Raw genomic sequence first — 26,823 nt, 5'->3', positions numbered from 1 at the left:
GTAGTTGAGGAAAGTTTTCCAACCCGTTATCTAGGCGACGCCGGGGTGAGCCCGGCCGATCATGCCACAGTGACACCGGCCACGGCCACGTCTACCAGGGCGAATGCGGGAGACCAAGGTCACTGTCGTCGATGGCCCGGCGGATGGGGGCGGGCGGCGTACCGGATTGGTAATCGGATCTTTCGGACAGCGCTTTGGTAAGAATATCGCCCATGAAAACGGCGTCCGGTCCACACAAAACCGCGTGAACCGGACGCCGAGGATGATCGGGATGATGATCAGCTTTGGGTGGGGAACCCCAGATTCACCCCACCGTGCGAGGGGTCGAGCCAGCGGCTGGTAACCACCTTGCCGCGGGTGAAGAAGTGGACGCCTTCGGCGCCGTGGGCGTGCGTATCGCCGAACAGCGACGCCTTCCACCCGCCGAAGGAGTAGTACGCCATGGGCACCGGAATCGGGACGTTGACCCCGATCATGCCGACCTCGACCTCGTGCTGGTACCGCCGGGCGGCCCCGCCGTCGTTGGTGAAGATCGCCGTGCCGTTGCCGTAGCGGCCGGCGTTGACGAGCGCGACCGCCTCCTCGTACGTCCGGACGCGGACGATCGAGAGAACCGGTCCGAAGATCTCGTCCGTGTAGATGGACATCTCCGGCCGGACGTCGTCGAACAAGGTGGGGCCGAGCCAGAAGCCGGCCCGGTCGCCGTCCGGCTCGACGCCGCGCCCGTCGACGACCAGCGTCGCGCCCTCACGTACGCCCGCCTCCAGGTAGCCGGCGACCTTGTCACGGTGCTCCCGGGTGACCAGCGGGCCCATGTCGCAGCCACGGCGGCCGTCGCCGGTGCGGATCTGCGCCATGCGTTCGGTGATCTTGGCGGTCAGCTCGTCGGCCACCGGCTCGACCGCGACGACGACCGAGATCGCCATGCACCGTTCGCCGGCCGAGCCGAATCCGGCGCTGACCGCCGCGTCGGCCGCCAGATCGAGGTCGGCGTCGGGCAGCACCACCATGTGGTTCTTCGCCCCGCCCAGCGCCTGTACGCGTTTGCCGTTGGCCGTCCCGCGCTCGTAGACGTAGTGGGCGATCGGAGTGGAGCCGACGAACGACACCGACTTCACGTCGGGGTGGTCGAGTAGCGCGTCGACGGCCTCCTTGTCGCCGTGCACGACGTTCAGTACGCCGTCGGGCAGCCCGGCCTCGCTGAACCACGCGGCGAGCAGGGTGGACGCCGTCGGGTCCTTCTCCGACGGTTTCAGGACGACCGTGTTGCCCGCCGCGATCGCGATCGGCACGAACCACAACGGCACCATCGCCGGGAAGTTGAAGGGCGAGATGACCGCGGCGACGCCCAGCGGCTGGCGGATCGAGTACGAATCCACTCCGGTGGAGACGTTCTCGCTGAAGCCGCCCTTCAGGGCGGTCGGGATGCCACAGGCGTACTCGATGACCTCGAGGCCGCGTTGCACCTCCCCGGCGGCGTCGGAGAGGACCTTGCCGTGCTCGGCGGTGATCGCGGCGGCGAGTTCCCCGCGCCGCTCGTGGACGAGCTGGCGCAGCGCGAACAGGACGGCGGTGCGCTTGGCGAGGGAGGCGTCCCGCCAGGCCGGGAACGCCTCGGCGGCGGCCGTGACCGCGGCGCCGACGTCTGCGGTGGAGGCGAAGTCGACGTGCCCGGTGACCTCACCGGTGGCCGGGTCGTAGAGATCGCCCCGGCGGGCCGCGCCACCCGGTCGTTCCCAGTCCTTGCCGGCGACGTAGTGCTTGACGTGCCTCATCGCGCGGCCCCCACGGTCTCGATCGCGTGCGCCAGGATGCCCAGGCCCTCCTTGGCCTCCGCCTCGGTCAGGGTGAGCGGCGGACCCATGCGGATCACGTTGCCGTACAGACCGCCCTTGCCGACCAGCAGCCCGGCGGCCTTGCACTCCTCCAGGACGCCCAACGTCGCGCGCGGCGACGGGGTCAGCGTCCCGGGTTCGACGAATTCGACGGCGAGCATCAAACCCCGGCCCCGGACGTCGGCGACGATCGGGGAGGCGGCGGCGATCTCGCGGAGTCCCCGGTGCAGCACCTCGCCCACGCGAGCCGCGTTGCCCTGCAGATCGTGATCCAGGATGTAGTCGAGGACGGCCGCGCCGGCCGCGCTGGAGATCGGGTTGCCGCCGAACGTGTTGAACGAGGTCGCGGTCAGGCAGTCCATGACCTCGGCCCGGGCGACGACGCCGCCGAGAGCGTAGCCGTTGCCGATGCCCTTGGCGAAGGTCAGCATGTCCGGGACGGCGTCGTGGGCCTGGTAGCCCCAGAAGTGCTCACCCGTACGCCCCCAGCCGGTCTGCACCTCGTCGGAGACCCACAGGATCCCGTACTCGTCGAGGACTTCCTTGAGCGCGCCGAAGAAGCCGTCCGGCGGCGCGACGAACCCGCCGACGCCCTGGATCGGCTCGGCGATCAGACAGGCGACGTCGCCGCTGGTCGTGGTGGCCAGCACCTCACGCAGATCCTCGACGGCCTTGGCGATGTACTCGGCGTCGGAGAGCCCGGCGAACAGACCCCGCAGGCGGTCGCCGGAGTGCAGGTAGCTGACGTTGACCGGGGTCAGCGACGAAGCGGCCCAGCCACGGTTGCCGGTGACGCCGAGGGCGCCGAAACTGCGGCCGTGGTAGGAGTTGCGCATCGCCAGGATCTGGTTGCTGCGCCGGAGCTGGGTGGCCAGCAGCAGGGCCGTCTCATTGGCCTCCGTCCCCGAGTTGGCCAGGAACACCTTCGCGTCCGGGATACCGGAGACGCGGGCGATCTTCTCCGCCAGTTCGACCTGTTTGCGGATCAGGTACAGCGTCGAGGAGTGCGCGATGCCGGTGTCGACCTGACGGCGTACGGCGTCGGAGATCTCGGCGATGTCGTAGCCGATGGACGTGGTGAGCACGCCCCCGAAGAAGTCCAGATAGGTACGCCCGGACGCGTCGGTCACGCGGCAGCCCGATCCCGACGCCAGCTCGATCGGTTCGGCGTACAACGGGCTGATCCAGGCGGGTAGCACGGCCCGATGCCGGGCGAGCAGATCGTCGGTGGTGGTCATGCCACAGAGTCCCATCGGCCCCGGTCGGACGCAACGAACAGGATGTCAGGCGTCGGCCGTGCTGAATGACACAGCGTCGGGCGGACAAACGGTGCCGGTAACCCGTTCGCCCTGCCCGGCCGGCCCCGGATAGGGTCGGACCGTGATCGAGATCCGGCGGACCACGCTCGACGACTGGCAGACCTGGAAAGCCCTGCGCCTGAACGCTTTGCGGCTCGCGCCCACGGCCTACGGCGAGACGTACGCCAACGCCGCCGGGGCCGACGATCACTACTGGCACCGCTGGTGGCTCGAGCGCGGCGACGACGCCGTCCGCAGCATCGGCTACCTCGACGGCGTACCGGCGGGGCAGATCGCCTGCGCCGAGGTTCCCGAGTTCACCGAGCCGCTGATCCTCGCCATGTGGGTCGAGGAGGACATGCGCGGCACCGGAATCGCCGGCGCGCTGGTCACCGACACGCTCGACTGGGCCCGGTCGAAGGGCTTCCCTCGCATCCGCCTCGGCGTCACCGAGGGCAACGAGACCGCCCGCAAGCTCTACCTGCGGCACGGCTTCACCTCGCTCGGCGAGTTCGAGCCGCTGCACTCGCACCCCGACCTGCGGATCGAGTGGATGGCCCGCGACCTCTGACCCTGGCCCGCACTCCCGGGCCGCGTGACCCTGGCCTGCACTCCCGGGCCGCGTGACCCTGGCCTGCTCGTGAGCCGCATGACCCTGGCCTGCACTCCTGGGCCGCGCCTCGGCTACTCCGAGCGGATCGCCTCCCACGCCAGGAGAGCGACGTGCAGCGAGAGGCACGCCGTGACCGAGTCGAGGTCGACGCCGAGGACCCGGCCGATCCGTGCCAACCGCTCGTAGAAGGCCGGCCGCGACAGGTGCGCGGCGGACGCGGCGATGGACTTGTTGCGCCCGGACTCCAGGTAGATCCGCAGCGTCGGCAGGAGCGGGTCGCGGGGATGCTTCGCGTCGTACGCCAGCAACGCCCCGAGCTGCCGTTCGACGAAGGTCTGCAACCGGGGCTCGTCCCGCAGCAGGTGCAGGAGCCCGGCCAGCCCGACGTTCGGCAGTCGCAGCACCGGTACGGAGCTGGGGGTGTCATGCCGGGCGGCGTCGGCGACCTGACGGGCCTCCACGAGCGACCGGCGTGCCTCCCGCAGACTGTCCACACCGGACCCCGCTGCGACGAGGACCTCCTCCCGCCCCCGGCGCAACGCCGTCGCGAACCGTTCCAGCGCGGCATCCTCGTCGGCGGCGGACTTCACCGCCAGCAGCACTCCGACCACGTGGTCGTCGAGCACCCCGGTCAGCCCGGCCAGCTTCGCCTCGCGTACGCCCTGCGTCGCGGCGTCGGCGAGATCGCGTAGCCGCGCCTGGGCGGCGGTGACGTCGCTCTTCTCCCCGTCCCGATCCGCCCGATGGGACAGATCAGCCCGACGGGACAGGTCTCCCCGGTTGGAGGGGTCGGCCCGGTTCGACAGATCCCCCCGGTTCGGTAGGTCTCCCCGGTTGGCGAAGTCTCCCCGGCCGGACAGGGGCCGGATGACGACGCCGATGAGCCGTCGCCGGTCGACGGTCACCCCGAGCGCCCTCGCCCGCAGGGCGACCTCGTCCACCGGCAGGCTGTGGTCGAGCAGGGCGGCCAGCAGCGTGCCGTGCAACTGCCGTTCCAGCCCCTCCTCGTCGCGCCGGATCAACCGGCCCAGGGCGAGCGTGGAGGCGGCCCGCTCCAGCAGGATCGTCAGCCGGGTCGGCGGCGGTCCGTCGGCCGACCAGCGCAGCAGCAGCCGGCCCCAGTCCTGCCCCCGGGCGCCGACCATGGTGACCAGCCACCCCGCGTCCCGGTCGAAGCCCGTCCGGCCGGTCACGCGTACCTGGCGGGAGTGTTGCTCCCAGCCGTCCAGGAGGGGTTCGGCACGACCGCCGGCCGCGTCGAAGGCGAGGACCTTACGGCCGAGGTTCTCCAGGACCACGGGGCAGCCGGACAGCTGCGCCGCCTGGTGCACGACCTCGGCCGGTTCGGCGCCCTCGACGCTCAGCTCGGTGAACCGCTGGTGGATCTCCTCGGTCGCCCGCAGCTCGGTCAGCTGGGCGTCGACGATCCGGGCGTGGACGGCTTCGGTGATCTGCACGAAGGGAGTCGGCCGCCGCAGCTCGACCAGGGGCAGCCCGAGCTTCTCGGCCGCGGTCGCCATCACTCGGGGAACCGTCGAGGGATAGCGCCGGCCCAGCTCGACCACCAGGCCGGACACGCCCACCTCGGAGAGCTCCCGGATGAACGCCCGGATGCCGTCGTCGTCAGCCGGCAGGCCGATCCCGGTGGTGAGCACCAGTTCCCCGCCCCGGAGCAGACTGGCGATGTCAGGCACCTCCGAGGAGTGCACCCAGCGGACCGCCCGGTCGAGGTGCTCGGCCCCGGCGACCACGCGCGGCGACCCGACCTGCATCGCGTCGAGCGCGACGACCTCGCGTACGGTCGGGTATCCGGGCGCGGTCATGCGATCACCGTCCTGCGGCCGGTCATGGCCTCGTCAGCTCCCAGCAGGCGACGGCGGTCGCGGCGGCCACGTTGAGCGAGTCGACGCCCCGGTGCATCGGAATGACCACCCGGGCGTCGCTCGCCTTGAGCGCCTCCGCGGTCAGCCCCGGCCCCTCCGCTCCCAACAGCAGCGCGGGTCTCCGGCGCTGGTCGGCGGTCAGCTCGTGCAGCGAGACGGCGTCGGCCGCCGGGGTCATCGCCAACACCGTGAACCCGGCCGTACGCAGCACGTCGAGCCCCTGCGGCCAGGGGTCGAGGGTGGCGTACGGGATGGCGAAGACCTCGCCCATGCTGACCCGTACGCTGCGCCGGTAGAGCGGGTCGGCGCAGGTAGGCGAGAGCAGCACGGCGTCCATGCCGAGCGCGGCCACGCCCCGGAAGATCGCGCCGATGTTGGTGTGATTGTTGATGTCTTCGAGGACCACCACCCGCCGGGCCTGCGCGAGCACCTCGGCGACGCTCGGCAGCGGCTTGCGGTGGAAGCTGGCCAGCACGCCGCGGTGCACGTGGAAGCCGGTGATCTGCTGCAGCAGGGCGGCGTCCGCGCCGTAGACCGCGGCCTCCCCCAGGCCGCCCTGGGCCAGGTCGGCCAGTTGCCCGGCCCGCTTCGCCTCCACCAGTACGCTCCGCGGCCGGTAGCCGGCGGCCAGCGCCCGGCGCAGGACGAGTTCCCCTTCGGCGATGAACAATCCGTTCGGCGGCTCCCAGCGGGTCCGCAGCTCCAGATCGGTCAGCGCCCGATAGTCGGCGATGCGCTCGTCGGCCGGGTCGGTGATCAGCTCCACGCCGCCATTCTGCCCGGTACGCGGAAAGCGCGGGCCGCCGTGGCGGACCCGCGCTCGTTCGTTGCCCGCCGGATCAGGGTTCTCGGTCGAATCTTGGGTCAAGATACGACCCGGAACCCTGATCCAGCGCAGAAGCCTGATCCAGCGCAGAAGCCTGAGGCGTCAGCGTGTCAGGCTTTGGGGGCCTCGCCGGTCGGCGGGGTCTGCCCGGAGGCCGCCTCGCCGGCCGCCTTCGCCTCGTCCTCGATCTTGGCGACCTCGTCCGCCGCCTTCTGGGCCGCCTCGACGACCTCGGTGGTGTCCACGGTCGCGGCCGGACGCGCCGGGCGCTCCGACGCCGGAACCGGCGGGTGGAGCCCGCCGAAGGCGTTGCTGATGCCCTCAAGGGCCCGGCTCAGCTCGGCCGGGACGATCCAGAGCTTGTTCGAGGCGCCCTGGGCGATCTGCGGCAGCGCCTGAAGGTACTGGTACGCCATGACGGTGCTGTCCATGTCGGCGGCGTGGATGGCGCTGACGACCGTCTCGATCGCCTTGGCCTGACCGGCCGCCTGCAGGATGCGAGCCTGCCGCTCACCGTCGGCGCGGAGCACCGCGGCCTGCTTCTCACCTTCGGCGGTGAGGATCTGCGACTGCTTGTGACCCTCGGCGGTCAGGATGGCCGCGCGGCGGTCCCGCTCGGCCCGCATCTGCTTCTCCATCGAGTCGCGGATGCTGGGCGGCGGCTCGATCGCCTTGATCTCGACCCGGGTCACCTTGACGCCCCAGCGGCCGGTGGTCTCGTCGAGGACGACCGACAGGTGCCGGTTGACCTCCTCGCGGCTGGTCAGAGCACGCTCGAGGTCCATCGAGCCGATGACGTTACGCAGCGTCGTGACGGTCAGCTGCTCGATCGCCTGGAGGAAGTTGGCGATCTCGTAAGTCGCCTTCACCGGGTCGACGACCTTGAAGTAGAGCACCGTGTCGATGGAGACCACGAGGTTGTCGGAGGTGATCACCGGCTGCGGCGGGAAGCTGACCACCTGCTCGCGGAGGTCCACCTTGGTGCGTACGGCGTCGATGAACGGCACCAGGATGTTGAGGCCGGGCGTCAGGGTCCGGTGGTACTTGCCGAGCCGCTCGACGACGTCGTTGCGCTGCTGCGGCACCTGGCGTACCGAGCGCAGCAGGGTGATGACGACGATCAGCGCGACGATCCCGATGACGAGATACAGAAACACCGTGACTGGGTTGTCCATGTCAGTCCTTCCCCACCTTCAAGGTGGCTCCGTCTACCTCGATCACGCGGACGCGTTCGCCCGGCTCGTACGCCCGGGAGGCGTCGTAGGGCCGCGCCCGCCACAGCTCACCGCTCAGGTTGACCTGGCCGTTCTCGACGTCGACCCGCTCCATGACGACCGCCTCGGAGCCGAGGATGGTCGAGACGCCGATCTTGACCTGGTGTGAGCTGCGATAGAACCGGTTCTTGATCCACGGCCGCACGAAGAACAGCGCGAGCCCCGACACGACCGCGAAGACCAGCAGTTCGCCCACGACACCGAGCCCCAGCACACCGGCCAGAGCCGCGGCGGCCGCGCCCGCGGCCAGCATGAGCAGCACGAAGTCGCCCATGAAGAGCTCGCCGACGACGAGCGCTCCGGTGGCGATCAGCCACCATCCCCAACTCTCCACAGCATGATCGTGGCATGCCGGAGCAAGCCGCGTAAGCCCGGCCCGCATCTGCTGCCCGGGGTGGGCCGTTCGGACTTACCCCACCCGGCCGTTCCGGCGATCGTGATAACGGCTAGCGTCGGCGCGGCGTTGATCGGACGAACACCGCACAACCCGTCGAACCCGGAGGTGCCCCGTTGCTGCCGCAGACCTCGCTCGCCCTCGACCAGCTGGTGGCCCATGCTCAGGCGGCCGGACGCGCGCCCTGTGTGGCCGCCGCCGTCGTGCGGGCCGGAGAACTGGCCCATGTGGCCGGCGCCGGCACGGTCCTGGAGCGCCCGGCCGACGGCGCCTCGGTGGCGAACGTCCAGTTCCGGATCGGCTCGATCTCCAAGACGATGACCGCCGTCCTGCTCCTCCAGCTGCGCGACCAAGGTCTGCTGTCCCTCGACGACCTGCTTTACCGGCACCTGCCGGGTACGCCGGTCGGCAGCAACGTGACCCTCCGGCACCTGCTCGCGCACGCGGCCGGGCTGCAGCGGGAGCCGGACGGGGCCTGGTGGGAGCGCACCGACGGCGGTGACATCGACCAGTTGCTGGCGGCGTTGACGCCGGAGAAGCTGGCCCTGGCGCCGCACCACGGCTACCACTACTCCAATCTCGCGTACGGGTTGCTCGGGGCGGTGCTGCACCGGGTCACCGGGCTCACCTGGGCCGAACTGCTCCAGCAGCGCCTGCTCACGCCCCTCGGGATGACCCGCACCAGCTACCACCCGGCCGATCCGTTCGCCCCCGGCTACGTCGTGCACCCGTGGCTGGACACGCTGCGCGAGGAGCCGCGTTCGGACACCGGCGCGATGGCCCCCGCCGGTCAGCTCTGGTCCACCCCGGTCGACCTGACGAAATGGGCGGCGTTCCTGGCCGATCCCGACCCGGCCGTCCTCGACCCGGCGACGCTGCGCGAGATGTGCGCGCCCGTGGTGATGAACGACCTCGACACCTGGAGCGGCGGGCACGGCCTCGGCATCGAGCTGTACCGCGAGGGCGACCGCGTATATGTCGGCCACGGCGGTTCGATGCCGGGCTACCTGGCCGCGCTCGTCGTCCACCGGCCGAGCCGCACCGGCGTGGTCGCCTACGCGAACGCGTACACGCTGCACGGGAAGTCGCTCGGCCGGCTCGCCTTCGACATGATGGCGACGGTCCTGGACGGCGAGCCGGAGCTGATCGCCCCGTGGCGGCCGGCCGCGCAGCCGCCCTCCGACGTGGCCGACCTGCTGGGCCGTTGGTGGTGGATGGGCCGGGAATACGAAGTCCGGCACGACGCGGCGACGGGCCAGCTCGTGCTCGTCTCGGTGACCCGGCCCCGGCCCGAGGTCCGCTTCCGGCCCGAGGGCAAGGACACCTGGCGCGGGATCACCGGCGAACACGACGGCGAGATCCTGACCGTCCTGCGGGGCGAGGACGGCGTACCGGGGGCGCTGGACATCGCGACGTTCGTCTTCCGCCGCGCGCCGATGCTCGGCGACTGACCGTCGATCACCCGCTTACGGAGTCGATCAGGGCCGCAGGGACACGGCACACCGGTTGATCAAGGCCGATAGTTCATGATCGCGCGGAAAGGGCGGGGTTAGTCGGGCGGGGTGGTGACGAAGTCGATGAGGCGCTCGACCGCCCCGATGAGCGGCGTCTCCAGGTCGCGGTAGCTGTCCACCCGGCTCAGGATCAGCCGCCACAGGTCCGCGGGCTCGGCCACGCCGAGCGCCGCGCACACCCCCTCTTTCCACGGGATGCCGCGTGGCACCTGCGGCCACGCGGCGATGCCCACCGCCGCCGGCTTCACGGCCTGCCACACGTCCACATAAGGATGCCCGGTCACGAGCACGTGGGGGTCGGTCACCGCGGCCACGATGCGGCTCTCCTTGCTCCCGGCCACCAGATGATCCACTAGTACGCCGAGCCGGGCGTCCGGCCCCGGGGAGAACTCGGCGACCCGGCGCCGCAGGTCGTCCACGCCGTCGAGGGGTTCCACCACGACGCCCTCGACTCGCAGGTCGTCGCCCCAGACGCGTTCGACCAGGGCGGCGTCGTGCAGTCCCTCGACCCAGATCCGGCCCGCCCGGGCGACCCTGGCCCGCTGCGGTCCCACCGCGACGGAGCCCGACGCGGTCAGCTTGAGCCCGGTGTCGGCAGTGGACCGCGCCGGGCGGGTGAGCGTGACGATGACCCCGTCGAGCCGGAATGCGGCCGGTTCCAGCGGGAACAGCCGCCGCTTGCCATGGCGGTCCTCCAGGACGACGGCCTGACCCTCGAAGCCGACGACGGCTCCGCAGAAGCCGGAGTCGGCGTCCTCCACGACCATCTCCGGTTCGGCCTCGTGCACCGGGATCTCCCGCCGGGGGCGTCGGCCCCCGGCGAGTACGTCGTCATAGCGTCCCACGAGGGGTCATGCTACTGGGGCTGATCTTCCGGTCCGGTGTGCAGCGCCAGCCGGTCGAGCACGAAAACGCCGACCACGGCGATCGCGGCCGCCGTCAGCAGGTAGCCCGGGATCGGATAGAGCCAGCTGACCAGCGACTCGGCGCCGAAGCTGTACGCGAAGCCCCGGCTGACCGCCAGGTACGGCATCGTGCCGTTCCCGGGGTCGGTGACCGAGATCAGCGACCAGATCACGTCGTTGGCCTGCACGACCCAGGTCACCAGCGCGACCAGGCCCACCACCGGAGCCGCCGTACGCCACGACCGGGCCGGACTGTCCTGTGTGGTCAAACCGCGGAACAGCACCGCACTCAGCACCAACGCCGGGATGTTCAGCGACGACGGCGGAATCGCCCGCAGGAAGGCGAACAGGAAGTTGTCGCTGTCGTGCCGCCACAGATGCTGGAACGCGTCCACCATGGTGACGCCGAGCCCGGTGAACAGCCACGGCGCGAACGGCAGAAGCAGCAGGTGACTGTTGCGGCCCAACGGGCGCAGCGCGCCGATGCCGAAGCCGGCCAGCACCGCCGCGCCGACTCCGACGACCGTCGAGATCAGCGTCGGTCCCCAGCTGAGCAGCCACGGCTCGAAGGGGCCGTCGGGCAGCCGGCCGAAGTCGGCCAGATCGAGCAGCCACGGCAGCAGGCCGACGATCCCGACCAGCAGCGCTCCCCCGCCCACCACCAAGGTGATCGCGAGGAATCCCGGGTTCCCCGCCGGTTCGGGCTGCTCCACGCGTACCAGCCGGGCTTGGGCGAAGACCACCGCGGCCGTGACCGCCACACCGAGCAGGGCGAGCACGAGCAGCAGGACGACCGAACCCGCCGCCGACACGCCGAGGTTGCCCAGCCGGAACGCGCTGTTGTAGATGCCGAGCACGGGCGGCGCGTCCTCGCGCCGGGTGGCGATCAGCAGCGGCGCGGCCAGGGACTGCAGCGTTACCGCGAGCGTGGCGCCGACCAGGACCAGCGCGGCCAGACCGGCGGCGAGCCCACGCTTGCGCGCGGACCGGAAGACCAGCAGGTACGCCGCCGCGCCGACGCCGACGAGCAAGCCGAACGTCGCGAGCAGCACCACGACGGCGTAGCCCGGCTCCACGTCGGGGAAGGCGTTGACCTCCCGCCGGGAGATCGCGAGCTGCCACGCCGACGCGATGGCGACCGCGGAGAGGGCGGCCACCGGCAGCGCGAACCCGATCCAGACGAAGCGACGGCCGACACGCCCGGCGCGATTCGCGAAGTACGCGAGCCCGCCGCCGCCCACCACCGCCACCGCGCCGGTCGCCAGACCGAGTCCGATCGCGAGGAAAGTGCCCCCACCGAACATCGTGTCGAGGCGGCCGTAGTTGTCGAGACCGACGAAATCGCCGCCCTCCCGGAAGAAGACGGTGCGGTGCAGGCTCGTCCACAGCAGCCGCACGGTCGGCACCACATATCCGGAGCAGAGCATGAGGACTGCGGGGACCGCGAAGAGCAAGCCGAGCAAAGGGGTACGCCGCACCGGCGTCGGGGTGTCTACCACGGAGCCACATCGTAGGTGATATCTGTCCGGGGCGGTGAGGGGCGTATTCTGAGCAGCATGTCTGCTGCGGCGCACTCGGTGGCCCTCGCCGAACGCCGCTCGGCCCGCTTCGTCGCGTGGTGCCGAGCCTGGCGCGCGGGCCTCACTTCGTTCGACGACGCGATCGACGCGATCGAGTCGCCGCCTGACGGCGCGGCCGAGGAGCATGTCGCGACGGATCTCCCGGGCACCTGGTCCGACCTCCCACTACGCGAGGCGCTCCCGCATCTGCGGCAGTTGCACCCGGACGAGATCCGGCTGACCCTGCCCGCGCCGGGCGACCCCGACGGGCTGGGCCCGGGCGAGTTCACCGGGGCCGCCCTGACCGCCGGGGAAGGCGTTCTGGCCGGGGTGCTGGGCTTGGCGCCGCAGACCCAGGAACACGTCTCGGGCTCCGGCGACGTGTTCCTGACGGTGCGGTGGACGGCTTACCGGCTGCCGCCGATGCCGGCCGGCGGTCCGAAGCCGACAGTCCGGCAGGCCGAAAGCGAGCTGTCGCTGGCCGTTCAGGACACCACCGCGAAACTGGCCAAACTCGACGTCGCCCGCTGGCGGCCGGAGTTGGCCGGGGCGATCAGCGCCCTGCGGCGTCCGACCGAGGCCGACCTGCCCCCGGGCTACGACGTCCCGGCCCGGCGGCTCTACGCGCGGGCGCTGCTGCTGGAGCGCGTCCTGATCCTGGCCGGGCAGGAGGCGCCGGGCGGTGCGCTGAACAGTTTCGAGGCCCAGCAACGGGACGAGGCGTTGCGGCCGCTGGCCACCGCCTGCCGGCGGGGCGTCGCGGCCGCGATCAACTCCGACCTGGTGCTCTAGCCCAGTACTCAGATCTCGGCGATGAGGTCGGCGACCGAGTTGACGACACGTGAGGGACGGAACGGGTAGCGCTCCATGTCCTCCTTGGTGCTGATGCCGGTCAGCACCAGGAACGTCTGAAGGCCCGCCTCCAGTCCACACAGGACGTCGGTGTCCATCCGGTCGCCGATCATCGCCGCCGACTCCGAGTGCGCGCCGATCTGGTTGAGCGCCGAGCGCATCATCATCGGATTGGGCTTACCCACGAAGTAGGGCTCGATCCCGGTCGCCTTCGTGACGAGCGCCGCGACCGAACCCGCGGCCGGCAACGCGCCCTCGTTCGACGGGCCGGTCGCGTCGGGATTGGTGCAGATGAACCGCGACCCGTTGTTGATCAGGCGGATCATCATCGTGATCGCCTCGAAGCTGTAATTACGCGTCTCACCCAGCACGACGTAGTCCGGCTTGTAGTCGGTGAGGATGTAGCCGGCGTTGTGCATCGCCGTCGTCAGGCCCGCCTCACCGATCACGTACGCCGTCCCGCCCGGCCGCTGATCGGCCAGGAACTGCGCGGTGGCCAGCGCCGACGTCCAGATCGCGTCCTCCGACAGGTCGAAGCCGAGCCGGGTCAGCCGGGCGTGCAGATCCCGGGGCGTGTAGATCGAGTTGTTCGTCAGGACGAGGAACGGCTTACCGGAGGCGCGCAGCCGTCCGATGAACTCGGTCGCTCCCGGCACCGGCACACCCTCGTGCACGAGCACGCCGTCCATGTCGGTCAGCCAGCTCTCGATCGGCTTCCGCTCGGTCATCCGCCCACACCTATCCGCGCCTCGCGGGCGCCGGACAGCAGCCGGCCCCGCACGTCTGTATGGGCGAAAGCCTACCGAGCCCGGGTGTCGGCCGTGTGTCGGACCGTGCGGTTGAGTGATCGGACATCGCCTCACGCACCAGATCCGTGATCATCCTCACGAAGCGGGGATCGGTGCCCGGAGTCGCCGCGCGGGCGTACGCCAGACCCAGGTCGGCCGCGGTCGCGGCGGCCTCGTTGTCGAGATCCCAGATGACCTCGAGATGGTCGGAGACGAACCCGATCGGGCTCACCACGACGGCCTTCTCCGGAACGGTACGCAAGTGGTCGTTCACATCCGGCTCCAGCCACGGCACCTGGGGCGGGCCGGACCGGGATTGCCAGACGAGATCCCAGGCGAGTTCGGGCGCGGCGCGCTCGGCGACGAGGCGGGCCACCTCGCGCAGCTGCGCCTCATAGAGGCCGACCGACTGCACTCCTGGCGGCTCAGGCAAGCCTTCCCCGGCGGGCCCCGCCGTACGCGCCATCGACAGCGGGATCGAATGCGCCGTGAAGACGATCCGGGCCGGACCCGGACCCACCTTCGCCAGCGCCGCCTTGACGGCGTCCACGTGCGGCTCGACGAACCCGGGACGGTCGTAGAAGTGCGGCAGCTTGACGACCTCGGGCGCGCCCGGGCCCACCTTGGCCCGGGCCGCCGCGATGTCCTCCAGATACTGCCGGCACGACGAATACCCGGCGTACGCACTCGTGGCGAGGCCGACCGCGAACTCGACGCCGTCGTCCCGCATCTGCGCGAGGGTGTCGGCGAGCATCGGCCGCCAGTTGCGGTTGCCCCAGTAGAGGGGCAGGCCGACGCCCTGATCCCGGAAGTCGGCCTCGATCGCCCGCAGCAGCGCGCGGTTCTGCTCGTTGATCGGCGAGACGCCCCCGAAATGCTGGTAATGCTCGGCGACCTCGAGGAGCCGCTCCTCCGGAACCCCGCGCCCGGCGGTCACGTTGCGCAGGAACGGCATCACGTCGTCGGGGCCTTCCGGCCCGCCGAACGACAGCAGCAAAAAGGCGTCTACTGGCACGAAGCCAGACTAGCCAGCCATCGCGTGATAGCCACCGTCGACGTGGACGATCTCACCCGTGGTGGCCGGGAACCAGTCGGACAGCAGCGCCACGACGGCCTTGGCGGCGGGCTCGGCGTTGGTCAGCTCCCAGCCGAGCGGAGCCCGGTTGGCCCACGACTCCTCGAACTTCTCGAAGCCCGGGATCGACTTGGCGGCCATGCTGCGCAGCGGCCCGGCCGAGACGAGGTTGCTGCGGATGCCCTGCGGGCCGAGGTACTGCGCGAGATAGCGGCTCGCCGACTCCAGCCCCGCCTTGGCCACGCCCATCCAGTCATAGACCGGGTACGCCACCGTCGCGTCGAAGGTGAGACCGACGATCGAGGAACCCCGGTGCATCAACGGAAGCAGGGCGGTGGCGAGCGACTTGTAGGAGTACGTCGAGGCGTGCACCGCCGCGGCCACGTCCTCCCACTTCGTCTCCAGGAAGTTGCCGCCGAGCGCGGTCTGCGGTGCGAACCCGATCGAGTGCACGACGCCGTCGAGGGTCGGCAGGTGCTCGCGTACCTTGTCGGCGATGCCGGCGAGTTCGTCGGCGTTGGTCACGTCGAGCGGGATCACCGGGGCCTCCTTCGGCAGCCGCTTGGCGATCCGCTCCACGAGCGTCGGCCGCGGGTACGCCGTCAGCACGATCTCCGCGCCCTGCTCCTGCGCCACCCGCGCCACGCTGAACGCGATGGACTGATCGGTGATGACGCCGGTGACCAGGATCTTCTTGCCTTCGAGCAGCACGCTGTCTCCCCTTGTTCGTCGGGACGGTTGGTCAGTGACCCATGCCGAGGCCGCCGTCGACCGGGATGACCGCCCCGGTGACGTAGCCGGCACTCTCCCCGGCCAGCCAGGTGCACACCCCGGCGACCTCGTCGGGCGCGGCGAACCGGCCCAGCGGAATGGCCTTCTTGTACTCGGTCTGCCGCTCCTCGGGGAGCTTGGCCGTCATGTCGGTCTCGATGAACCCGGGCGCGACCACGTTGGCCGTGATGTTGCGGCTGCCCAGCTCACGCGTGATCGAGCGGGCCATGCCGACCAGGCCGGCCTTGCTCGCCGCGTAGTTCACCTGGCCGACCCCGCCGTAGAGGCCGACCACCGACGAGATGAAGATCATCCGGCCCCAGCGGCCGCGGACCATCTTGGTCGAGGCGCGCTTGGCGCACCGCCAGGCGCCGGTCAGGTTGGTCTCCAGCACCCGGCCGAACTGCTCCTCCGACATCCGCATCAGCAGCGTGTCGTCGGTGATCCCGGCGTTGGCGACCAGCACCTCCACCGGACCCAGCTCCTGCTCGACGGTGGCGAACGCGGCGTCCACCGCGGCCGGGTCGGTGATGTCGCAGGTCACGGGGAACAGATCCGGCGCCGTCGCCGCGTCCCACGAGCCACGGTGGGTGATCGCCACCCGGTCCCCCTGCTTGGCGAACGCCTGCGCGATGGCGAGGCCGATGCCGCGATTGCCGCCGGTGACCAGTACGGTGCGAGCCACGCCTGCTCCCTAGTGCGAGTCCGATGAGCTTCCGCGATGAGCCTAGAGGTCGCCGAACGGGACGCCGTGGCGAGGGCGACGCAGAAAACCACCTACAGATCTTGTAGGTTTCCCACAACATGCCTGAGGGGCCTAGGCCCGCCCGTCCGGTCGGGTGATCTTTGCGGCGAGTCGGGTGACCCAAGTGGAACCGGCACCGAGACAGGAGCTATCATCTGCGGCGGGACTTTCGTCCGTTTCCGACATGGACGCGCCCTTCGGCGCCCGGCCTACAGGAGGTGATCGCTGTGCGAAATAGCGATCCTTCCAGTCGTGGCTGGGCCGCCTTCCGCGGATAACTCCGCGCCTCGCGCCCGCCCGCCCCGCACCCGCTCCGCCGCTCGGCGGGGCTACCTGTGTGCTGGCCGGGCCTCGTCCAGCCATGACGTTCAGCGGCCTGCTTCGCGCAGGTAACCCGTTCTGTGTCCGACCCGGAACCCGCTGGAGTCCACCATGAGCCGATTCCTCGCACCACTCGGATTCACCCTCGCCTGCCTCTGGGTATTCACCCTCTTCGTCCTCGCATCCCGATAGCGGCCGCTATTTGGCCCCTGGCGACTGACCGCACTCCCGGCGGCTCGGGCAAAGCCCTCCCCGCCCGGTGATCATTGCGTCAGCCGTGCTGTTTACTCGGGCATTTCGCCGCGCGAAGCACCGTGGCTGACGCAATGATCACCCGGGATCTGCGGCAATCGGCTCAGAGTCAGGGGAGGCGGGAGCCCCAGAGGAGGGACAGGCCGGCGGCGGTGAGGCCGAAGAGCAGGGCTGCCGCGGCGGCCCAGGCGGTGACTTCGCGCGTCTGCTTGCGGTGGCCCACGGACGAGCCGAGGTCTTCGTAGACCTGCTTGAGTTCACCGGCGCTCGCCGCCTCGGCGAAGTAGCCGCCGGTCGACTCGGCGAGCTGGGCGAGCGCTTCGCGGTCGACCGGAACGCGTTGCGGCATACCGCCGATGTCGACCATGCCGTCGTCGGTGCCGAAGGCGATCGTGGAGACCGGCACGTTGGCCTCGGTCGCCGCGGCGGCCGCGTCCTCCACCGGCCGGCCCGCGGTGCGGTAGCCGTCGGACAGCAGCAGGATCCGCGCCGGCGGTGCGCCCTGCACCCCGTCCGGCGGGACGGTGCGGATCGCGTCCAGCGCCGTGAAGACCGCCTCCCCGGTCGCGGTGGCCTCGTCGAGCTGCAGGCTCTGGATCGCGTTCACCACCTGCTCACGGTCCTTGCCCGGGGAGACCAGCACGTTGGCGGACTTCGCGAAGGACACCACCCCCAAGTTGTACGCGGCCGGCACCTCGCGCGCGAAGCTGATGGCGGCGTCCTGGGCGGCCTGGATCCGCGACGGCTGGACGTCCTTGGCCTCCATCGACAGCGACACGTCGATGGCGAGGACGATGGTCGCCCGTTCCAGCGGCACCTGCATGGCCAGCGCCGGCCGGGCGGTCGCCAGGGCCAGGGTCAGCAGGCACAGCAGGAGCGCCCCGGCGGTGATATGGCGCTTGTACCCGATTCCCTTGGGCGCCAAGGTCTTCAGCAAGTCTACATTGGAGAATCGAACCGCGTTGACGCGCTTGCGGTGCTGCCGGTAGACGTAGCCCGCCGCGACGGCCACCACGGGCAACAGGAACAGCAGCGCCCACGGCTGCAGGAAACTCACCATGTAGCTACCCCGCTCCTCACCGAACCTCGGCTCGCCGGTTGTGCCGGTGCCGCCGAGCCGCGACGAAGTTCACGATGTCCAGCAGCCAGTCGCGGTCGGTGCCCAGCCGCAGGTGCGCCGCGCCCGCCGAGCGGAGCGCCCCGGCGACCTCGGCCCGCTGCCGCGCCGCCGCCTCGGCGTACGCCCCCGCCAGGCGTTCGGTCACGTCGACCTCGTGCACCTGACCGCTCTCCGGGTCGGCCACCTCCATCACGCCGACGGCCGGTAGTTCCAGCTCACGTGGGTCGACGACCTCGACGGCGAGGATGTCGTGGCGTACCGCCAGCCGGGAGAGCGGCCGTTGCCAGGACGGGGCGTCGCCCAGGAAGTCGGAGATGATCACGACCAGCCCGCGGCGCCGGGGCGGCCGCAGCAGCCCGTCGAACAACTGCCCCAGGTCGGCCCGGCCCGGACGCATCTCCAGCCCGGCGATCGCGTGCATGAGCGACTGCGCGCCACGACGACCGCCCCGGGCGGGAATGCGGCGTACGCCGTCCCCGGTGCAGACCAAGGCACCCGCGCGGTTGCCGCCGCGCACCGTCAGGTGGGTCATGGCGGCCGCGGCGGCCAGCGCCACGTCCCACTTGCGCATCCGGGCGGTCCCGAAGTCCAGGCTCGCCGACGCGTCGATCGCCAGCCACGTCTCCAGCTCCCGGTCCGCCTCGGTCAGCCGCACGTGGGGCACGGTGGTACGCGCGGTGACCGGCCAGTCCATGCGGCGTACGTCGTCGCCGGGGCGGTATTCGCGGGACTCCCCCGCCTCGCTGCCCGGCCCGGGGATCAGCCCGAGGTAGTCGCCCTGGAGCAGGCCGTCGAGCCGGCGGGTCACCTGCAGATGCAGGCGCGCCAGCACGGCGGCTTGGGATGGGGAGATCACCGTCGGTCGGCCTGCTGCCGGGGCGCCACGGTGGGCAGCGGAACAGTTTCCAGGATGCGGCCGACGATGTGGTCCGGCGGGACGTCGTCGGCGAGCGCGTCATAGCTGAGGACGAGGCGGTGCCGCAGGATGTCCGGGGTCAGCTCCTGGATGTCCTGCGGCAGCACGTAGTCCCGCCCCCGCAGCAGGGCCAGCGCCCGCGCCGCCCGGACCAGGCCCAGCGAGGCCCGTGGGCTCGCGCCGTACTGGATCAGCTGCGCGACGTCCTCCATGCCGTGCTCGGCCGGCGCCCGGGTCGCCGTGACGAGGCGTACGGCGTAGTCGACGAGCGCGTTGTGGACGAAGACGTGGTCGGCCCGGGTCTGCAGCCCGATCAGGTCGACGGGGGTCAGCACCTGCGTCGCCGACGGCGCGCCCACCCCCATCCGGTAGACGATCTCGCGCTCCTCGAGGTCCGACGGATAGCCGACCAGGACCTTCAGCAGGAACCGGTCGCGCTGCGCCTCCGGGAGCGGGTAGACGCCCTCCTGCTCGATCGGGTTCTGGGTGGCCATGACGAGAAACGGATTGGGCACGTCGTGCCGGGCGCCACCGAGCGAGACGTGCCGCTCGGCCATGACCTCCAGCAGCGCCGACTGGACTTTGGCGGGTGCTCGGTTGATCTCGTCGGCGAGCAGGAAGTTCACGAACACCGGGCCGAGTTCCACGTCGAAGGACTCGGTGGACTGCCGGTAGATCCGGGTGCCGACGATGTCGGCCGGGACGAGGTCGGGCGTGAACTGGATGCGCGCGAAGGTCCCCCCGACGGTCGCGGCGAGCGTCTCCACCGCGAGCGTCTTCGCCACCCCCGGTACGCCCTCCAGCAGGCAGTGACCGCGGGCCAGCAACGCCACGAACATGCGCTCGAGCAGCAGGTCCTGCCCGACGATCACCTTCTTGACCTCGAAGAGGGCCCGTTCGAGCAGCGACGCGTCCTGGGCCGGCGGGATCGGGCGCCCGTCGAGCGCGAGCGAGCCGTCGAGGACGACGGGTCCGCCGGTCGCCTCAGATGTGCCGTTTTCGGCGACGAGCACGCTCTCGGCGAGGTCGAGCTCGGAGCCGAGACTCTTTTCCGTCACTGTTCGCCTCCAGAGAGTGACGCGCCTACCCGCATAAGAGTGACATAAGCGAACAATTGCCACCAGGACCGCCGCGCGGGGGCACCGAACGGCGATCGCGTCCGGCCGATCGGGCACATCGCGGGACTGGACACGCACCCCGGGAATGTGGTTAGTATTTCCGCGTCGCCGGACGACTTCCCCCGTGGTCGTCCGGCGCTTTATCTCTACTGCTATGACTACTCATTCCAGCGATCAGCCGGATCGCATCTGCTCCGCCAAGGGCTGCCGAGAGGTCGCGGCCTACGCGTTGAGCTGGAACAACCCCAAGCTACACGAGCCCGGGCGGCGAAAAGTGTGGTTGGCCTGCTCCGCACACCGCGATTCGCTGGCGGCGTTCCTCGACGCCCGCGGCTTCCTGCGTGGCGTCGACCCGCTCGCGTAGATTCGTGACCGTGACGCAACCCGTGGCCGACGCCCTCCAGCCCTGGCCCGACACGGTCGACTGGCATCCCGTCTCCCCGCGCTTGGCCACCCTCCAACGCGTCGAGGTGCTCCTCGGCCTCCTCGTGCCGCTGGCCGCGGCGATCGCCGCCTATGTGATCTGGCAGTGGGGCTGGGCGCTGGTCATCGGCGGCGTGCTCGTCGTGGCGACGCTGATCCGCGTCGTGCTGATCGGGCGCAGCGTGCGCTCCTGGGGGTACGCCGAACGCGACGACGACCTCCTCGTCCGGCACGGCCGGATCGTGCGGCACCTGAGCATCGTGCCGTACGCCCGGATGCAGTTCGTCGACGTGAGCGCGGGACCGCTGGAACGCCTCTTCGGGTTGGCCACGGTTCAGTTGCACACCGCCGCCGCGGCCAGCGACGCCCGGGTGCCGGGCCTGGTCCCGGCGGAGGCGGCCCGGCTCCGTGACCGCTTGACGGCGCTCGGCGAGATCCGGAAGGAAGGGCTGTGACGGACCTGCCGCGGCGCAGGCTGCACCCGCTCTCGCCGTTCCTGCACAGCATCCGTCAACTCGTCGCGCTCGTCGCCCTCATCTCCTGGCAGGGCTTCGCCAACCTCGGCGTCGCCCGCTTCCTCGGCGTCGTCGTGCTCATCCTGATCGGCGCCGTCGTCTACTCCGTGATCACCTGGCGGTTCACCGGCTACGAGGTCACCGGCCGGGAGCTGCGGATCTACGAGGGCACCTTCTCCCGCCGCGTACGCACGATCCCGCTGGAACGGCTGCAGTCGGTCGAGGTGGTCCGGCCGTTCCTCGCGCAGCTGACCGGGCTCGCCGAACTGCGCCTCGAAGTGGTCGGCGGTGGCAAGGCGGAAGCCCCGCTGGCCTACTTGACCGTCGCCGAAGCCGGCTCTCTGCGTACTCATCTGCTGGAGCTGGCGCAGGGCGGCTCGGTGGTGCGCGCGGAGAGCGAGCCGCGCGGACCGGAGCCGGTCCTGTACGCCGCCCGCGACGAGGACCTGCTGCTGAGTCAGGCGATGACCCCCGAGGTGATCTTCCTGCCGATCGCCGCCGCGTTCGTCGTCGTGCAGTTCGCGCTGGCCGGAAGCTTCGGGTTCATCGCGATCGCGAGCATGCTCACCGCGTTGGTCGGCGTCCTGGTCCGCCCGGTACGCCGAGTGACCCGCAACTGGCGGTGCACGCTGACCGAACGCGAGACGCGCCTGCACATCCGGCGGGGCCTGACCGAAACCCACAGTCAGACCGTTCCGGTGCAGCGGGTGCAGGCGGTGACCGTCACGTGGCCGTTGATCTGGCGGCCGAAACGCTGGCTGAAGGCCACTGTGGACATCGCGGCCCAGGGTTCGCAGGGCGCCGACCCGGACGACCACGAGGCGACGACGCTGCTGCCGGTGGCGGCGCTGGACGAGGCGCGGGCGGTCGTGCCGTGGCTGCTCCCCCGAGTCGACGGCGACCTCGCGCCCGTGGACATCGCGGCGCTGCCGCTCACCGGAGTTCCCGACCGGGCGGTGTGGCTCGCGCCGCTGGCCCGCAAGGTGCTCGTGGCCGGCGTGACGCCGCACGTCTTCGCGAGCGTCGACGGCCTGCTGACCCGGCGGCTCCGCCTTGTGCCGTACGCCCGCATCCAGTCCGTCCGGGTGCAGCAGGGGCCGCTGCAGCGACGCCTGGGACTGGCCACAGTGCACGTGGACGTCGCCGGCGCTCCCCCGGCCTCCGCGCCGGAGCGCGACCTCGCCGAAGCCTACGAACTGGCCCGGGAACTGACCGTCCGGGCTCGCGCCGCCCGCACGGCGCTGTAGCCACCGGCTTGGCGCCGACCCGGGGGGCGTTAGGCTGGATCAGGGATCTCGGTCGAATCTTGGCCCATGATTCGACCGAGATCCCTGATCTCGTGGAACCCTCGTCGGGCCCTCGGCAGCGGGCTCAGGCGTCGAAAGCGCGCTTCAGCAGCTTGAGCAGTTCGTGCCCGTCGGCGACGACCGCGTCCGGCTCGGCCTGCCAGCGGTCGTTGGTCCAGGATCGGCTCGGCCGCAGGATCGCCGCGCCGACGCCGGCCCGGCGGCCGCACTCGATGTCGCGGCTGAGCGAGTCGCCGACGAACCAGCACTGGTCGGCGGGCACGTCGAGGGTCAGCGTGGCGGCCCGAATCATCTGCGGATTGGGCTTGAAGACGCCCGCCTCGTCGCTGTAGATCTGCGCGGCGAACGCCCCGGTCAACCCGGCGCGTTCGAGGAACTCCCGATAGGCCTGGCCGCTGCGGGTGTTGCTGACGATCGCGACCGGCAGACCGCGGCCGACGGTGTATTCCAGCAGCTCGGTCATCCCTTCGACGACCGCCCAGTTGCGTCGGGCCCAGGCGCTGGTCAGTTCGTCGGCCCAGCCGACCACGATCTCACGGGGCTGCTCGGGCCAGTCCTTGGCGACGAACTCCGCCCAGAGCTGGATGTGGGTCAGCTCGGGATTCTCCGGAACGGCACGCCATTCGTCACGGGCGGCCTCGGCCGCGGCCAGGTCGGCCACGATCCGCTCCAGCGGCAGGGAGCGGCCGATCAGCTCGAACACCCGCGTCGGGAAGCCGGCGTCAGCGGTGTCGTCGACGGCCTCGGCCACGACGCCACCGAAGTCGAGGAGAAGGGCACGCGGGGGGAGCATGGCTCAATCCTGCCATTGCCACCCGCCATCAGGGCAGGTGGCCACGTTGCGGATTCGTCACTGCTCCGACTTTTCCGGCGCGATCAGGTCGGCGTACTCCGGATGGGTGTCGAGGTAATCCGCGACGAACGGACAGATCGGACGAACCTGCGTGCCCGCCTCCCGAGCCGCGGCCAACGCCGCCCGCGTGATCTCCGCCGCCACCCCACGACCCCGGTACGCCGGGAACGTGAACACGTGATTGAACGCCCACACCCCGTCAAACCGGTGGTATTCAAGGTATCCGGCCAGGTCACCCCGGCTGTCGGCCTCGCCGGGACGGTCCTCCCAACGGCCTTCGAAGCGGGTGAGTTCCGGGACGTCATTCACGATCACGCCCCCCATCCTGCCAACCTTTCCCCGACCCTGACCAGACGTGGTGTTTCGTGAATGCCGAAGCGGGGAAGCTCTTAGGACATCAACCCTGTTTGAGGAGGGGACCATGACCGTAACCGGCATCATCTCGGCGATCATCGTCGGTCTGATCATCGGTGCGCTGGGCCGGCTGGTGGTGCCGGGCCCGCAGTCGATTCCCATCTGGCTGACCATCGTCGTCGGCATCGTCGCCGCCCTGATCGGCACGGCGATCGCCCGCGCGGCGGGCTGGGCCACCACGGACGGCGTCGACTGGCTGGAGATCATCATCCAAGTCGTCCTCGCGGCGATCGGGGTGGTGCTCGTCGGCGGAGCCATGGGCCGACGAAGCGTCGGCTGACCAACCCCCTGCCCCCGTTCGACGCGGCGCCCCGGCCCTGGTGGCCGGGGCGCTTCGCCGTTCTCACGACCGGGGCGTCTCGCGATCCGGCCGCTCCTCGCCGCGCATGAACCCCCGTCCGCCGCGCAGAATGACGTCCACACCGGACCGCGCCATCCGCTCCATCGACTCGACGCTCGCGTCCAGCTTCTCCAGGCGCAACGAGCTCGCGTGCGGGGTGCTCCAGCCGAACCAGATCGACAGCATGCGTACGCCGAACGTCACGAGGACGGCCGCCCAGGTCGCAACGCTCTGATTGGCGACCTGCAACAGTCCCATGTAGACGAGCGCACCGCTGAACGCCGCGAAGGCGTAGAACGAGCCGACGGTGACCAGGGCGACCTCGGTCCGCAGCAACAGATCTCGCACGACGCCGCCGGCGGTGCAGGACAGGATGCCGATGAAGATCGACGGCACCGAGCCCAGTCCGAGACTGCTCGCTTTGGACAGCCCGACGACCAGGTAGAGGCCCAGCGACAGCGCGTCGAAGGCCACCACGACCGGGTCGAGCCGGCTGAGCGCGCCGCTCAGGCCGACCGCCACGACCGCGGCGATCAGCGCCGAACCGACGTACTCGTTGCTCTGCAACGCCACGGGAACCTGGTTGAGCAGCAGATCTCTGGCGATGCCGCCGCCCAGCCCGGTCACGATCGCGACCATCGCGATGCCGACGAGGTCGATCTGGCGCTCCTTGGCGACTTGCGACGCGAACAACGCGCCCTGGGCCGCCCCGAGCACGACCGACGCGACGTCCACGGCGTGCGGCAACGCCACCGCCTGCACCGGATCCGACATGCCGGGAGCGTACCGGCGTGCCGGTCAGGCCGTGCGCAGCCAGACCGCCGTGTCGGCGGGCAGTTTTCCGGCCACGAGGTCGCCGCTGGCCAGCAGGATCTCGGCGTACTCCGGCAGCTCCACGGGCTCGACGCCGAGGTTGACCACGCAGACGAACGAGTCGCCGCGGGCGTAGGCCAGCACCTCCGGATCGGACGGCAGCCAGCGCAGGCCGCCCGCCAGCAGGTCGGCCGTCTGGTGCCGCAGCCGCAACGCGGTGCGATAGAGGGTCAGCATCGAACCCGGGTCGCCGCTCTGCGCCTCGGCTGTCAGAGCCTTCCAGTCCGCCGGCTGCGGCAGCCAGGTGCGTACTCCGGCGGGGCTGAACCCGAACGGCGGCGCGTCGCCGCTCCAGGGCAGCGGCACCCGGCAACCGTCCCGGCCCCGGTCGGTGTGCCCGGACCGCTCCCAGCGCGGGTCGGCCAGCACCTCCTCGGGCAGGTCCTGCACCTCCGGCAGGCCCAGCTCCTCGCCTTGGTACACGTAGACCGTCCCGGGCAGGCTGAGCGACAGCAACGCGGCCGCCCGCGCACGCTTCGTCCCCAAGGCCAGATCGGCCGCGTGCGCCTCCCGGGTCAGGTCCCAGGTGTGCCGGGTGTCGGCCCGGCCGTACCGCGTCACCACGCGGGTGACGTCATGGTTGGACAACACCCAGGTCGCGGGGGCTCCGACCGGCGCGTGGGTGGCCAACGTCTGGTCCACGACGGTACGCAGTTCGCCGGCGTCCCAGGCGGCCGACAGGAACGGGAAGTTGAACCCGGTGTGCAGCTCGTCGGGCCGCAGGTAGCGAGCGAAGCGCTCCGGATCGGTGAGCCACAGTTCGCCGACGAAGATCGCCTCCTGCGGAGAGGAGTCGGCGATCGCGCGCCATTCCCGGTAGATCTCGTGCACGCCGTCCTGGTCGAGCCAGGGCGCCGGTACGCCGATGGGCAGGTCGGCGAAGTCGGGCAGCGCCGGGTCCTTCACCAGCGCCTCGGCGACGTCGATGCGGAAGCCGTCGACGCCCCGGTCCAACCAGAACCGAAGCGTACGCGTGAAGTCGGCGCGGACCTCCGGATGGTTCCAGTTCCAGTCGGGCTGTTCCGGCGCGAACAGGTGCAGATACCACTCGCCGTCCGGCACTCGCGTCCACGCGGGCCCGCCGAAGTTGGACTGCCAGTCGTTGGGCGGGAGTTCGCCGTGCTCCCCACGGCCGGGCCGGAACCAGAACAGCTCCCGCTCGGGTGAGCCCGGCCGGGCCGCCAGCGCGGCCTGGAACCAGGGGTGCTGGTCGGAGCAGTGATTCGGGACGATGTCCACGATCACCCGGATGCCCAGCGCGTGCGCCTCGGCGAGGAACGCCTCGGCGTCGGCCAGCGTGCCGAACAGCGGGTCGATGTCGCGGTAGTCGGCGACGTCGTAGCCCGCATCGGCCATCGGTGAGGTGTACCAGGGGCTCAGCCAGAGGGCGTCGATCCCCAGGTCCTTGAGGTAGCCGAGGCGGTTGCGGAGGCCGGCGAGGTCGCCGATGCCGTCGCCCGTGCCGTCGGCGAAGCTGCGAGGGTAGATCTGGTAGATCGCGGCATGCCGCCACCATTGACCTGACACGGATCGAGGATAACCGGGTACGCTTCACGCCAAACCAGCGACCGGAACGGAAGAACGATCTTGGAGAAGTCCAACGTACGCCTGCGGATGAAGATCCTCGCGGCGATCATGTTCATCTCCGGTGTGTTCGGGCTGGTCAACACGGCCGGGACGGTGTTCATGCCGAGCGCGGTGCTCGCCGTGCTCACCGCGGCCGGGATCTACGCCGTCTCCGTCATCGCCCAGCCGTCGACGCTCCTCATCCGCGGCGTCATCGGGCTGGCCGTCGTGCGGGTGCTCGCCTCCCTCGGGGCCACGATCGCGGTCGCCGGCACCGAGACGGGCGCGATGATCGCCGGTTTCGTCTTCCCGGCGCTGCTGGCCGCGTACACGGTGGTCGTGCTCCGCGAGCTGCGGACGGAGCTGTCGGCCAAGGCTTGATCAGGCTGGTTGGTCGGGTGTGACGGGCCATTTCCAGTCGCGGATCCAGGGGTGGTCTTCGCCGTAGCGGCGGGTGTAGTCGCGGCAGATTT

General features: G+C 70.7%; 27 protein-coding genes. 8 read left to right on the top strand and 19 right to left on the bottom strand.

Going from position 1 to position 26,823, the window contains the following annotated elements:
- Positions 1 to 278: 278 nt before the first annotated feature.
- A complete protein-coding gene (locus AB0H43_RS19785) occupies positions 279 to 1,775 on the bottom strand; it encodes a CoA-acylating methylmalonate-semialdehyde dehydrogenase (protein ID WP_360000961.1) in 1,497 nt (498 codons plus the stop codon).
- Entirely contained in the window at positions 1,772 to 3,073 is a 1,302-nt protein-coding gene (locus AB0H43_RS19780) for an aspartate aminotransferase family protein (RefSeq protein WP_360000959.1), read from the bottom strand. The genes AB0H43_RS19785 and AB0H43_RS19780 overlap by 4 nt, the downstream gene beginning before the upstream one ends.
- Positions 3,074 to 3,215: 142 nt before the next feature.
- On the opposite strand from AB0H43_RS19780, the gene AB0H43_RS19775 reads away from it, so the two are divergent.
- Entirely contained in the window at positions 3,216 to 3,704 is a 489-nt protein-coding gene (locus AB0H43_RS19775) for a GNAT family N-acetyltransferase (RefSeq protein ID WP_360000958.1), read from the top strand.
- A 113-nt stretch (positions 3,705 to 3,817) separates the two neighbouring features.
- Here AB0H43_RS19775 and AB0H43_RS19770 read toward each other — a convergent pair whose 3' ends face one another.
- The 4 genes from AB0H43_RS19770 to AB0H43_RS19755 form a co-directional block, all read right to left on the bottom strand.
- Positions 3,818 to 5,569, bottom strand: coding sequence for a PucR family transcriptional regulator ligand-binding domain-containing protein (locus AB0H43_RS19770; RefSeq protein ID WP_360000956.1), 1,752 nt, complete (start codon positions 5,567 to 5,569; stop codon positions 3,818 to 3,820).
- Positions 5,570 to 5,591: 22 nt separating this feature from the next.
- Entirely contained in the window at positions 5,592 to 6,395 is an 804-nt protein-coding gene (locus AB0H43_RS19765) for an RNA methyltransferase (protein ID WP_360001666.1), read from the bottom strand.
- A gap of 170 nt (positions 6,396 to 6,565) precedes the next feature.
- Positions 6,566 to 7,630 carry an SPFH domain-containing protein gene (locus AB0H43_RS19760; protein ID WP_360000954.1) on the bottom strand — a complete coding sequence of 355 codons (1,065 nt, stop codon included), beginning with the start codon at positions 7,628 to 7,630 and terminating at the stop codon, positions 6,566 to 6,568.
- A gap of 1 nt (position 7,631) precedes the next feature.
- The gene (locus AB0H43_RS19755; protein WP_360000952.1) at positions 7,632 to 8,063 is read right to left on the bottom strand and encodes an NfeD family protein; all 432 of its coding nucleotides are present in this window, start codon (positions 8,061 to 8,063) and stop codon (positions 7,632 to 7,634) included.
- Between the two features lie 176 nt (positions 8,064 to 8,239).
- Between AB0H43_RS19755 and AB0H43_RS19750 the strand changes: the two genes are divergently transcribed.
- A complete protein-coding gene (locus tag AB0H43_RS19750) occupies positions 8,240 to 9,574 on the top strand; it encodes a serine hydrolase domain-containing protein (RefSeq protein WP_360000950.1) in 1,335 nt (444 codons plus the stop codon).
- 98 nt (positions 9,575 to 9,672) lie between these two features.
- On the opposite strand, the gene AB0H43_RS19745 is transcribed toward AB0H43_RS19750, so the two are convergent.
- Both AB0H43_RS19745 and AB0H43_RS19740 read right to left on the bottom strand, forming a co-directional pair.
- Positions 9,673 to 10,482: a DUF3097 domain-containing protein gene (locus AB0H43_RS19745; protein ID WP_360000948.1), complete on the bottom strand. Its 810-nt coding sequence runs from the start codon at positions 10,480 to 10,482 to the stop codon at positions 9,673 to 9,675.
- 11 nt (positions 10,483 to 10,493) lie between these two features.
- Positions 10,494 to 12,041, bottom strand: a complete 1,548-nt coding sequence (locus AB0H43_RS19740) for a hypothetical protein (RefSeq protein ID WP_360000946.1) — start codon at positions 12,039 to 12,041, stop codon at positions 10,494 to 10,496.
- Positions 12,042 to 12,098: 57 nt separating this feature from the next.
- On the opposite strand from AB0H43_RS19740, the gene AB0H43_RS19735 reads away from it, so the two are divergent.
- Entirely contained in the window at positions 12,099 to 12,893 is a 795-nt protein-coding gene (locus AB0H43_RS19735; protein ID WP_360000944.1) for a hypothetical protein, read from the top strand.
- Between the two features lie 8 nt (positions 12,894 to 12,901).
- Here the strand turns inward: AB0H43_RS19735 and AB0H43_RS19730 are convergent, their stop codons facing one another.
- From AB0H43_RS19730 to AB0H43_RS19700, 7 genes are all read right to left on the bottom strand, one after another.
- Entirely contained in the window at positions 12,902 to 13,681 is a 780-nt protein-coding gene (locus AB0H43_RS19730; protein WP_360000942.1) for an HAD-IIA family hydrolase, read from the bottom strand.
- A gap of 10 nt (positions 13,682 to 13,691) precedes the next feature.
- Positions 13,692 to 14,756, bottom strand: a complete 1,065-nt coding sequence (locus AB0H43_RS19725) for a ferrochelatase (protein ID WP_360000940.1) — start codon at positions 14,754 to 14,756, stop codon at positions 13,692 to 13,694.
- 9 nt (positions 14,757 to 14,765) lie between these two features.
- A complete protein-coding gene (gene fabI, locus AB0H43_RS19720) occupies positions 14,766 to 15,527 on the bottom strand; it encodes an enoyl-ACP reductase FabI (RefSeq protein WP_360000938.1) in 762 nt (253 codons plus the stop codon).
- 31 nt (positions 15,528 to 15,558) lie between these two features.
- Positions 15,559 to 16,272, bottom strand: coding sequence for a beta-ketoacyl-ACP reductase (locus tag AB0H43_RS19715; protein WP_360000937.1), 714 nt, complete (start codon positions 16,270 to 16,272; stop codon positions 15,559 to 15,561).
- A 742-nt stretch (positions 16,273 to 17,014) separates the two neighbouring features.
- The gene (locus AB0H43_RS19710; protein ID WP_360000935.1) at positions 17,015 to 17,965 is read right to left on the bottom strand and encodes a VWA domain-containing protein; all 951 of its coding nucleotides are present in this window, start codon (positions 17,963 to 17,965) and stop codon (positions 17,015 to 17,017) included.
- Between the two features lie 16 nt (positions 17,966 to 17,981).
- A complete protein-coding gene (locus AB0H43_RS19705) occupies positions 17,982 to 18,881 on the bottom strand; it encodes a DUF58 domain-containing protein (protein ID WP_360000933.1) in 900 nt (299 codons plus the stop codon).
- On the bottom strand, positions 18,878 to 19,870 hold the full coding sequence (locus tag AB0H43_RS19700) for an AAA family ATPase (RefSeq protein WP_360001664.1): 993 nt from the start codon (positions 19,868 to 19,870) through the stop codon (positions 18,878 to 18,880). The genes AB0H43_RS19705 and AB0H43_RS19700 overlap by 4 nt, the downstream gene beginning before the upstream one ends.
- A 343-nt stretch (positions 19,871 to 20,213) precedes the next feature.
- Here AB0H43_RS19700 and AB0H43_RS19695 point away from each other — a divergent pair, with 343 nt between their 5' ends.
- From AB0H43_RS19695 to AB0H43_RS19685, 3 genes are read left to right on the top strand one after another with little or no spacing between them, the layout of a single operon-like run.
- Entirely contained in the window at positions 20,214 to 20,423 is a 210-nt protein-coding gene (locus AB0H43_RS19695) for an acetone carboxylase (protein WP_360000931.1), read from the top strand.
- A gap of 10 nt (positions 20,424 to 20,433) precedes the next feature.
- Positions 20,434 to 20,937 carry a PH domain-containing protein gene (locus tag AB0H43_RS19690; RefSeq protein ID WP_360000929.1) on the top strand — a complete coding sequence of 168 codons (504 nt, stop codon included), beginning with the start codon at positions 20,434 to 20,436 and terminating at the stop codon, positions 20,935 to 20,937.
- On the top strand, positions 20,934 to 22,244 hold the full coding sequence (locus AB0H43_RS19685) for a PH domain-containing protein (protein ID WP_360000927.1): 1,311 nt from the start codon (positions 20,934 to 20,936) through the stop codon (positions 22,242 to 22,244). The genes AB0H43_RS19690 and AB0H43_RS19685 overlap by 4 nt, the downstream gene beginning before the upstream one ends.
- Positions 22,245 to 22,368: 124 nt before the next feature.
- On the opposite strand, the gene AB0H43_RS19680 is transcribed toward AB0H43_RS19685, so the two are convergent.
- On the bottom strand, positions 22,369 to 23,097 hold the full coding sequence (locus tag AB0H43_RS19680) for an HAD family hydrolase (RefSeq protein WP_360000925.1): 729 nt from the start codon (positions 23,095 to 23,097) through the stop codon (positions 22,369 to 22,371).
- Positions 23,098 to 23,154: 57 nt separating this feature from the next.
- On the bottom strand, positions 23,155 to 23,472 hold the full coding sequence (locus AB0H43_RS19675) for a GNAT family N-acetyltransferase (protein WP_360000923.1): 318 nt from the start codon (positions 23,470 to 23,472) through the stop codon (positions 23,155 to 23,157).
- Positions 23,473 to 23,578: 106 nt separating this feature from the next.
- Between AB0H43_RS19675 and AB0H43_RS19670 the strand changes: the two genes are divergently transcribed.
- The gene (locus tag AB0H43_RS19670) at positions 23,579 to 23,851 is read left to right on the top strand and encodes a GlsB/YeaQ/YmgE family stress response membrane protein (RefSeq protein WP_360000921.1); all 273 of its coding nucleotides are present in this window, start codon (positions 23,579 to 23,581) and stop codon (positions 23,849 to 23,851) included.
- A gap of 63 nt (positions 23,852 to 23,914) precedes the next feature.
- On the opposite strand, the gene AB0H43_RS19665 is transcribed toward AB0H43_RS19670, so the two are convergent.
- Positions 23,915 to 24,685 carry a TRIC cation channel family protein gene (locus AB0H43_RS19665; protein ID WP_360000919.1) on the bottom strand — a complete coding sequence of 257 codons (771 nt, stop codon included), beginning with the start codon at positions 24,683 to 24,685 and terminating at the stop codon, positions 23,915 to 23,917.
- A gap of 24 nt (positions 24,686 to 24,709) precedes the next feature.
- Positions 24,710 to 26,311: a glycoside hydrolase family 13 protein gene (locus AB0H43_RS19660; protein WP_360000917.1), complete on the bottom strand. Its 1,602-nt coding sequence runs from the start codon at positions 26,309 to 26,311 to the stop codon at positions 24,710 to 24,712.
- A gap of 60 nt (positions 26,312 to 26,371) precedes the next feature.
- Here AB0H43_RS19660 and AB0H43_RS19655 point away from each other — a divergent pair, with 60 nt between their 5' ends.
- Complete coding sequence (locus tag AB0H43_RS19655; RefSeq protein ID WP_360000915.1) at positions 26,372 to 26,731, top strand: hypothetical protein; 360 nt, start codon at positions 26,372 to 26,374, stop codon at positions 26,729 to 26,731.
- The last annotated feature ends 92 nt before the right edge of the window (positions 26,732 to 26,823 follow it).

It is taken from the genome of Hamadaea sp. NPDC050747 (genome assembly GCF_040654195.1).
In the GTDB taxonomy this organism is placed as follows: domain Bacteria; phylum Actinomycetota; class Actinomycetes; order Mycobacteriales; family Micromonosporaceae; genus Hamadaea.
The sequence above is the reverse complement of the archived record's forward strand: the minus strand, read 5'-3'. Positions and strand labels throughout refer to the sequence as shown.

Excerpts from the sequence above, each read along its gene's own strand:
- AB0H43_RS19735 (WP_360000944.1), top strand. The coding sequence starts at position 12,099 with ATGTCTGCTGCGGCGCACTCGGTGGCCCTCGCCGAACGCCGCTCGGCC.
- AB0H43_RS19665 (WP_360000919.1), bottom strand. The coding sequence starts at position 24,685 with ATGTCGGATCCGGTGCAGGCGGTGGCGTTGCCGCACGCCGTGGACGTC.
- AB0H43_RS19730 (WP_360000942.1), bottom strand. The coding sequence starts at position 13,681 with ATGACCGAGCGGAAGCCGATCGAGAGCTGGCTGACCGACATGGACGGC.
- AB0H43_RS19780 (WP_360000959.1), bottom strand. The coding sequence starts at position 3,073 with ATGACCACCACCGACGATCTGCTCGCCCGGCATCGGGCCGTGCTACCC.
- AB0H43_RS19695 (WP_360000931.1), top strand. The coding sequence starts at position 20,214 with ATGACTACTCATTCCAGCGATCAGCCGGATCGCATCTGCTCCGCCAAG.
- AB0H43_RS19670 (WP_360000921.1), top strand. The coding sequence starts at position 23,579 with ATGACCGTAACCGGCATCATCTCGGCGATCATCGTCGGTCTGATCATC.
- AB0H43_RS19680 (WP_360000925.1), bottom strand. The coding sequence starts at position 23,097 with ATGCTCCCCCCGCGTGCCCTTCTCCTCGACTTCGGTGGCGTCGTGGCC.
- AB0H43_RS19785 (WP_360000961.1), bottom strand. The coding sequence starts at position 1,775 with ATGAGGCACGTCAAGCACTACGTCGCCGGCAAGGACTGGGAACGACCG.
- AB0H43_RS19760 (WP_360000954.1), bottom strand. The coding sequence starts at position 7,630 with ATGGACAACCCAGTCACGGTGTTTCTGTATCTCGTCATCGGGATCGTC.
- AB0H43_RS19770 (WP_360000956.1), bottom strand. The coding sequence starts at position 5,569 with ATGACCGCGCCCGGATACCCGACCGTACGCGAGGTCGTCGCGCTCGAC.
- AB0H43_RS19710 (WP_360000935.1), bottom strand. The coding sequence starts at position 17,965 with ATGGTGAGTTTCCTGCAGCCGTGGGCGCTGCTGTTCCTGTTGCCCGTG.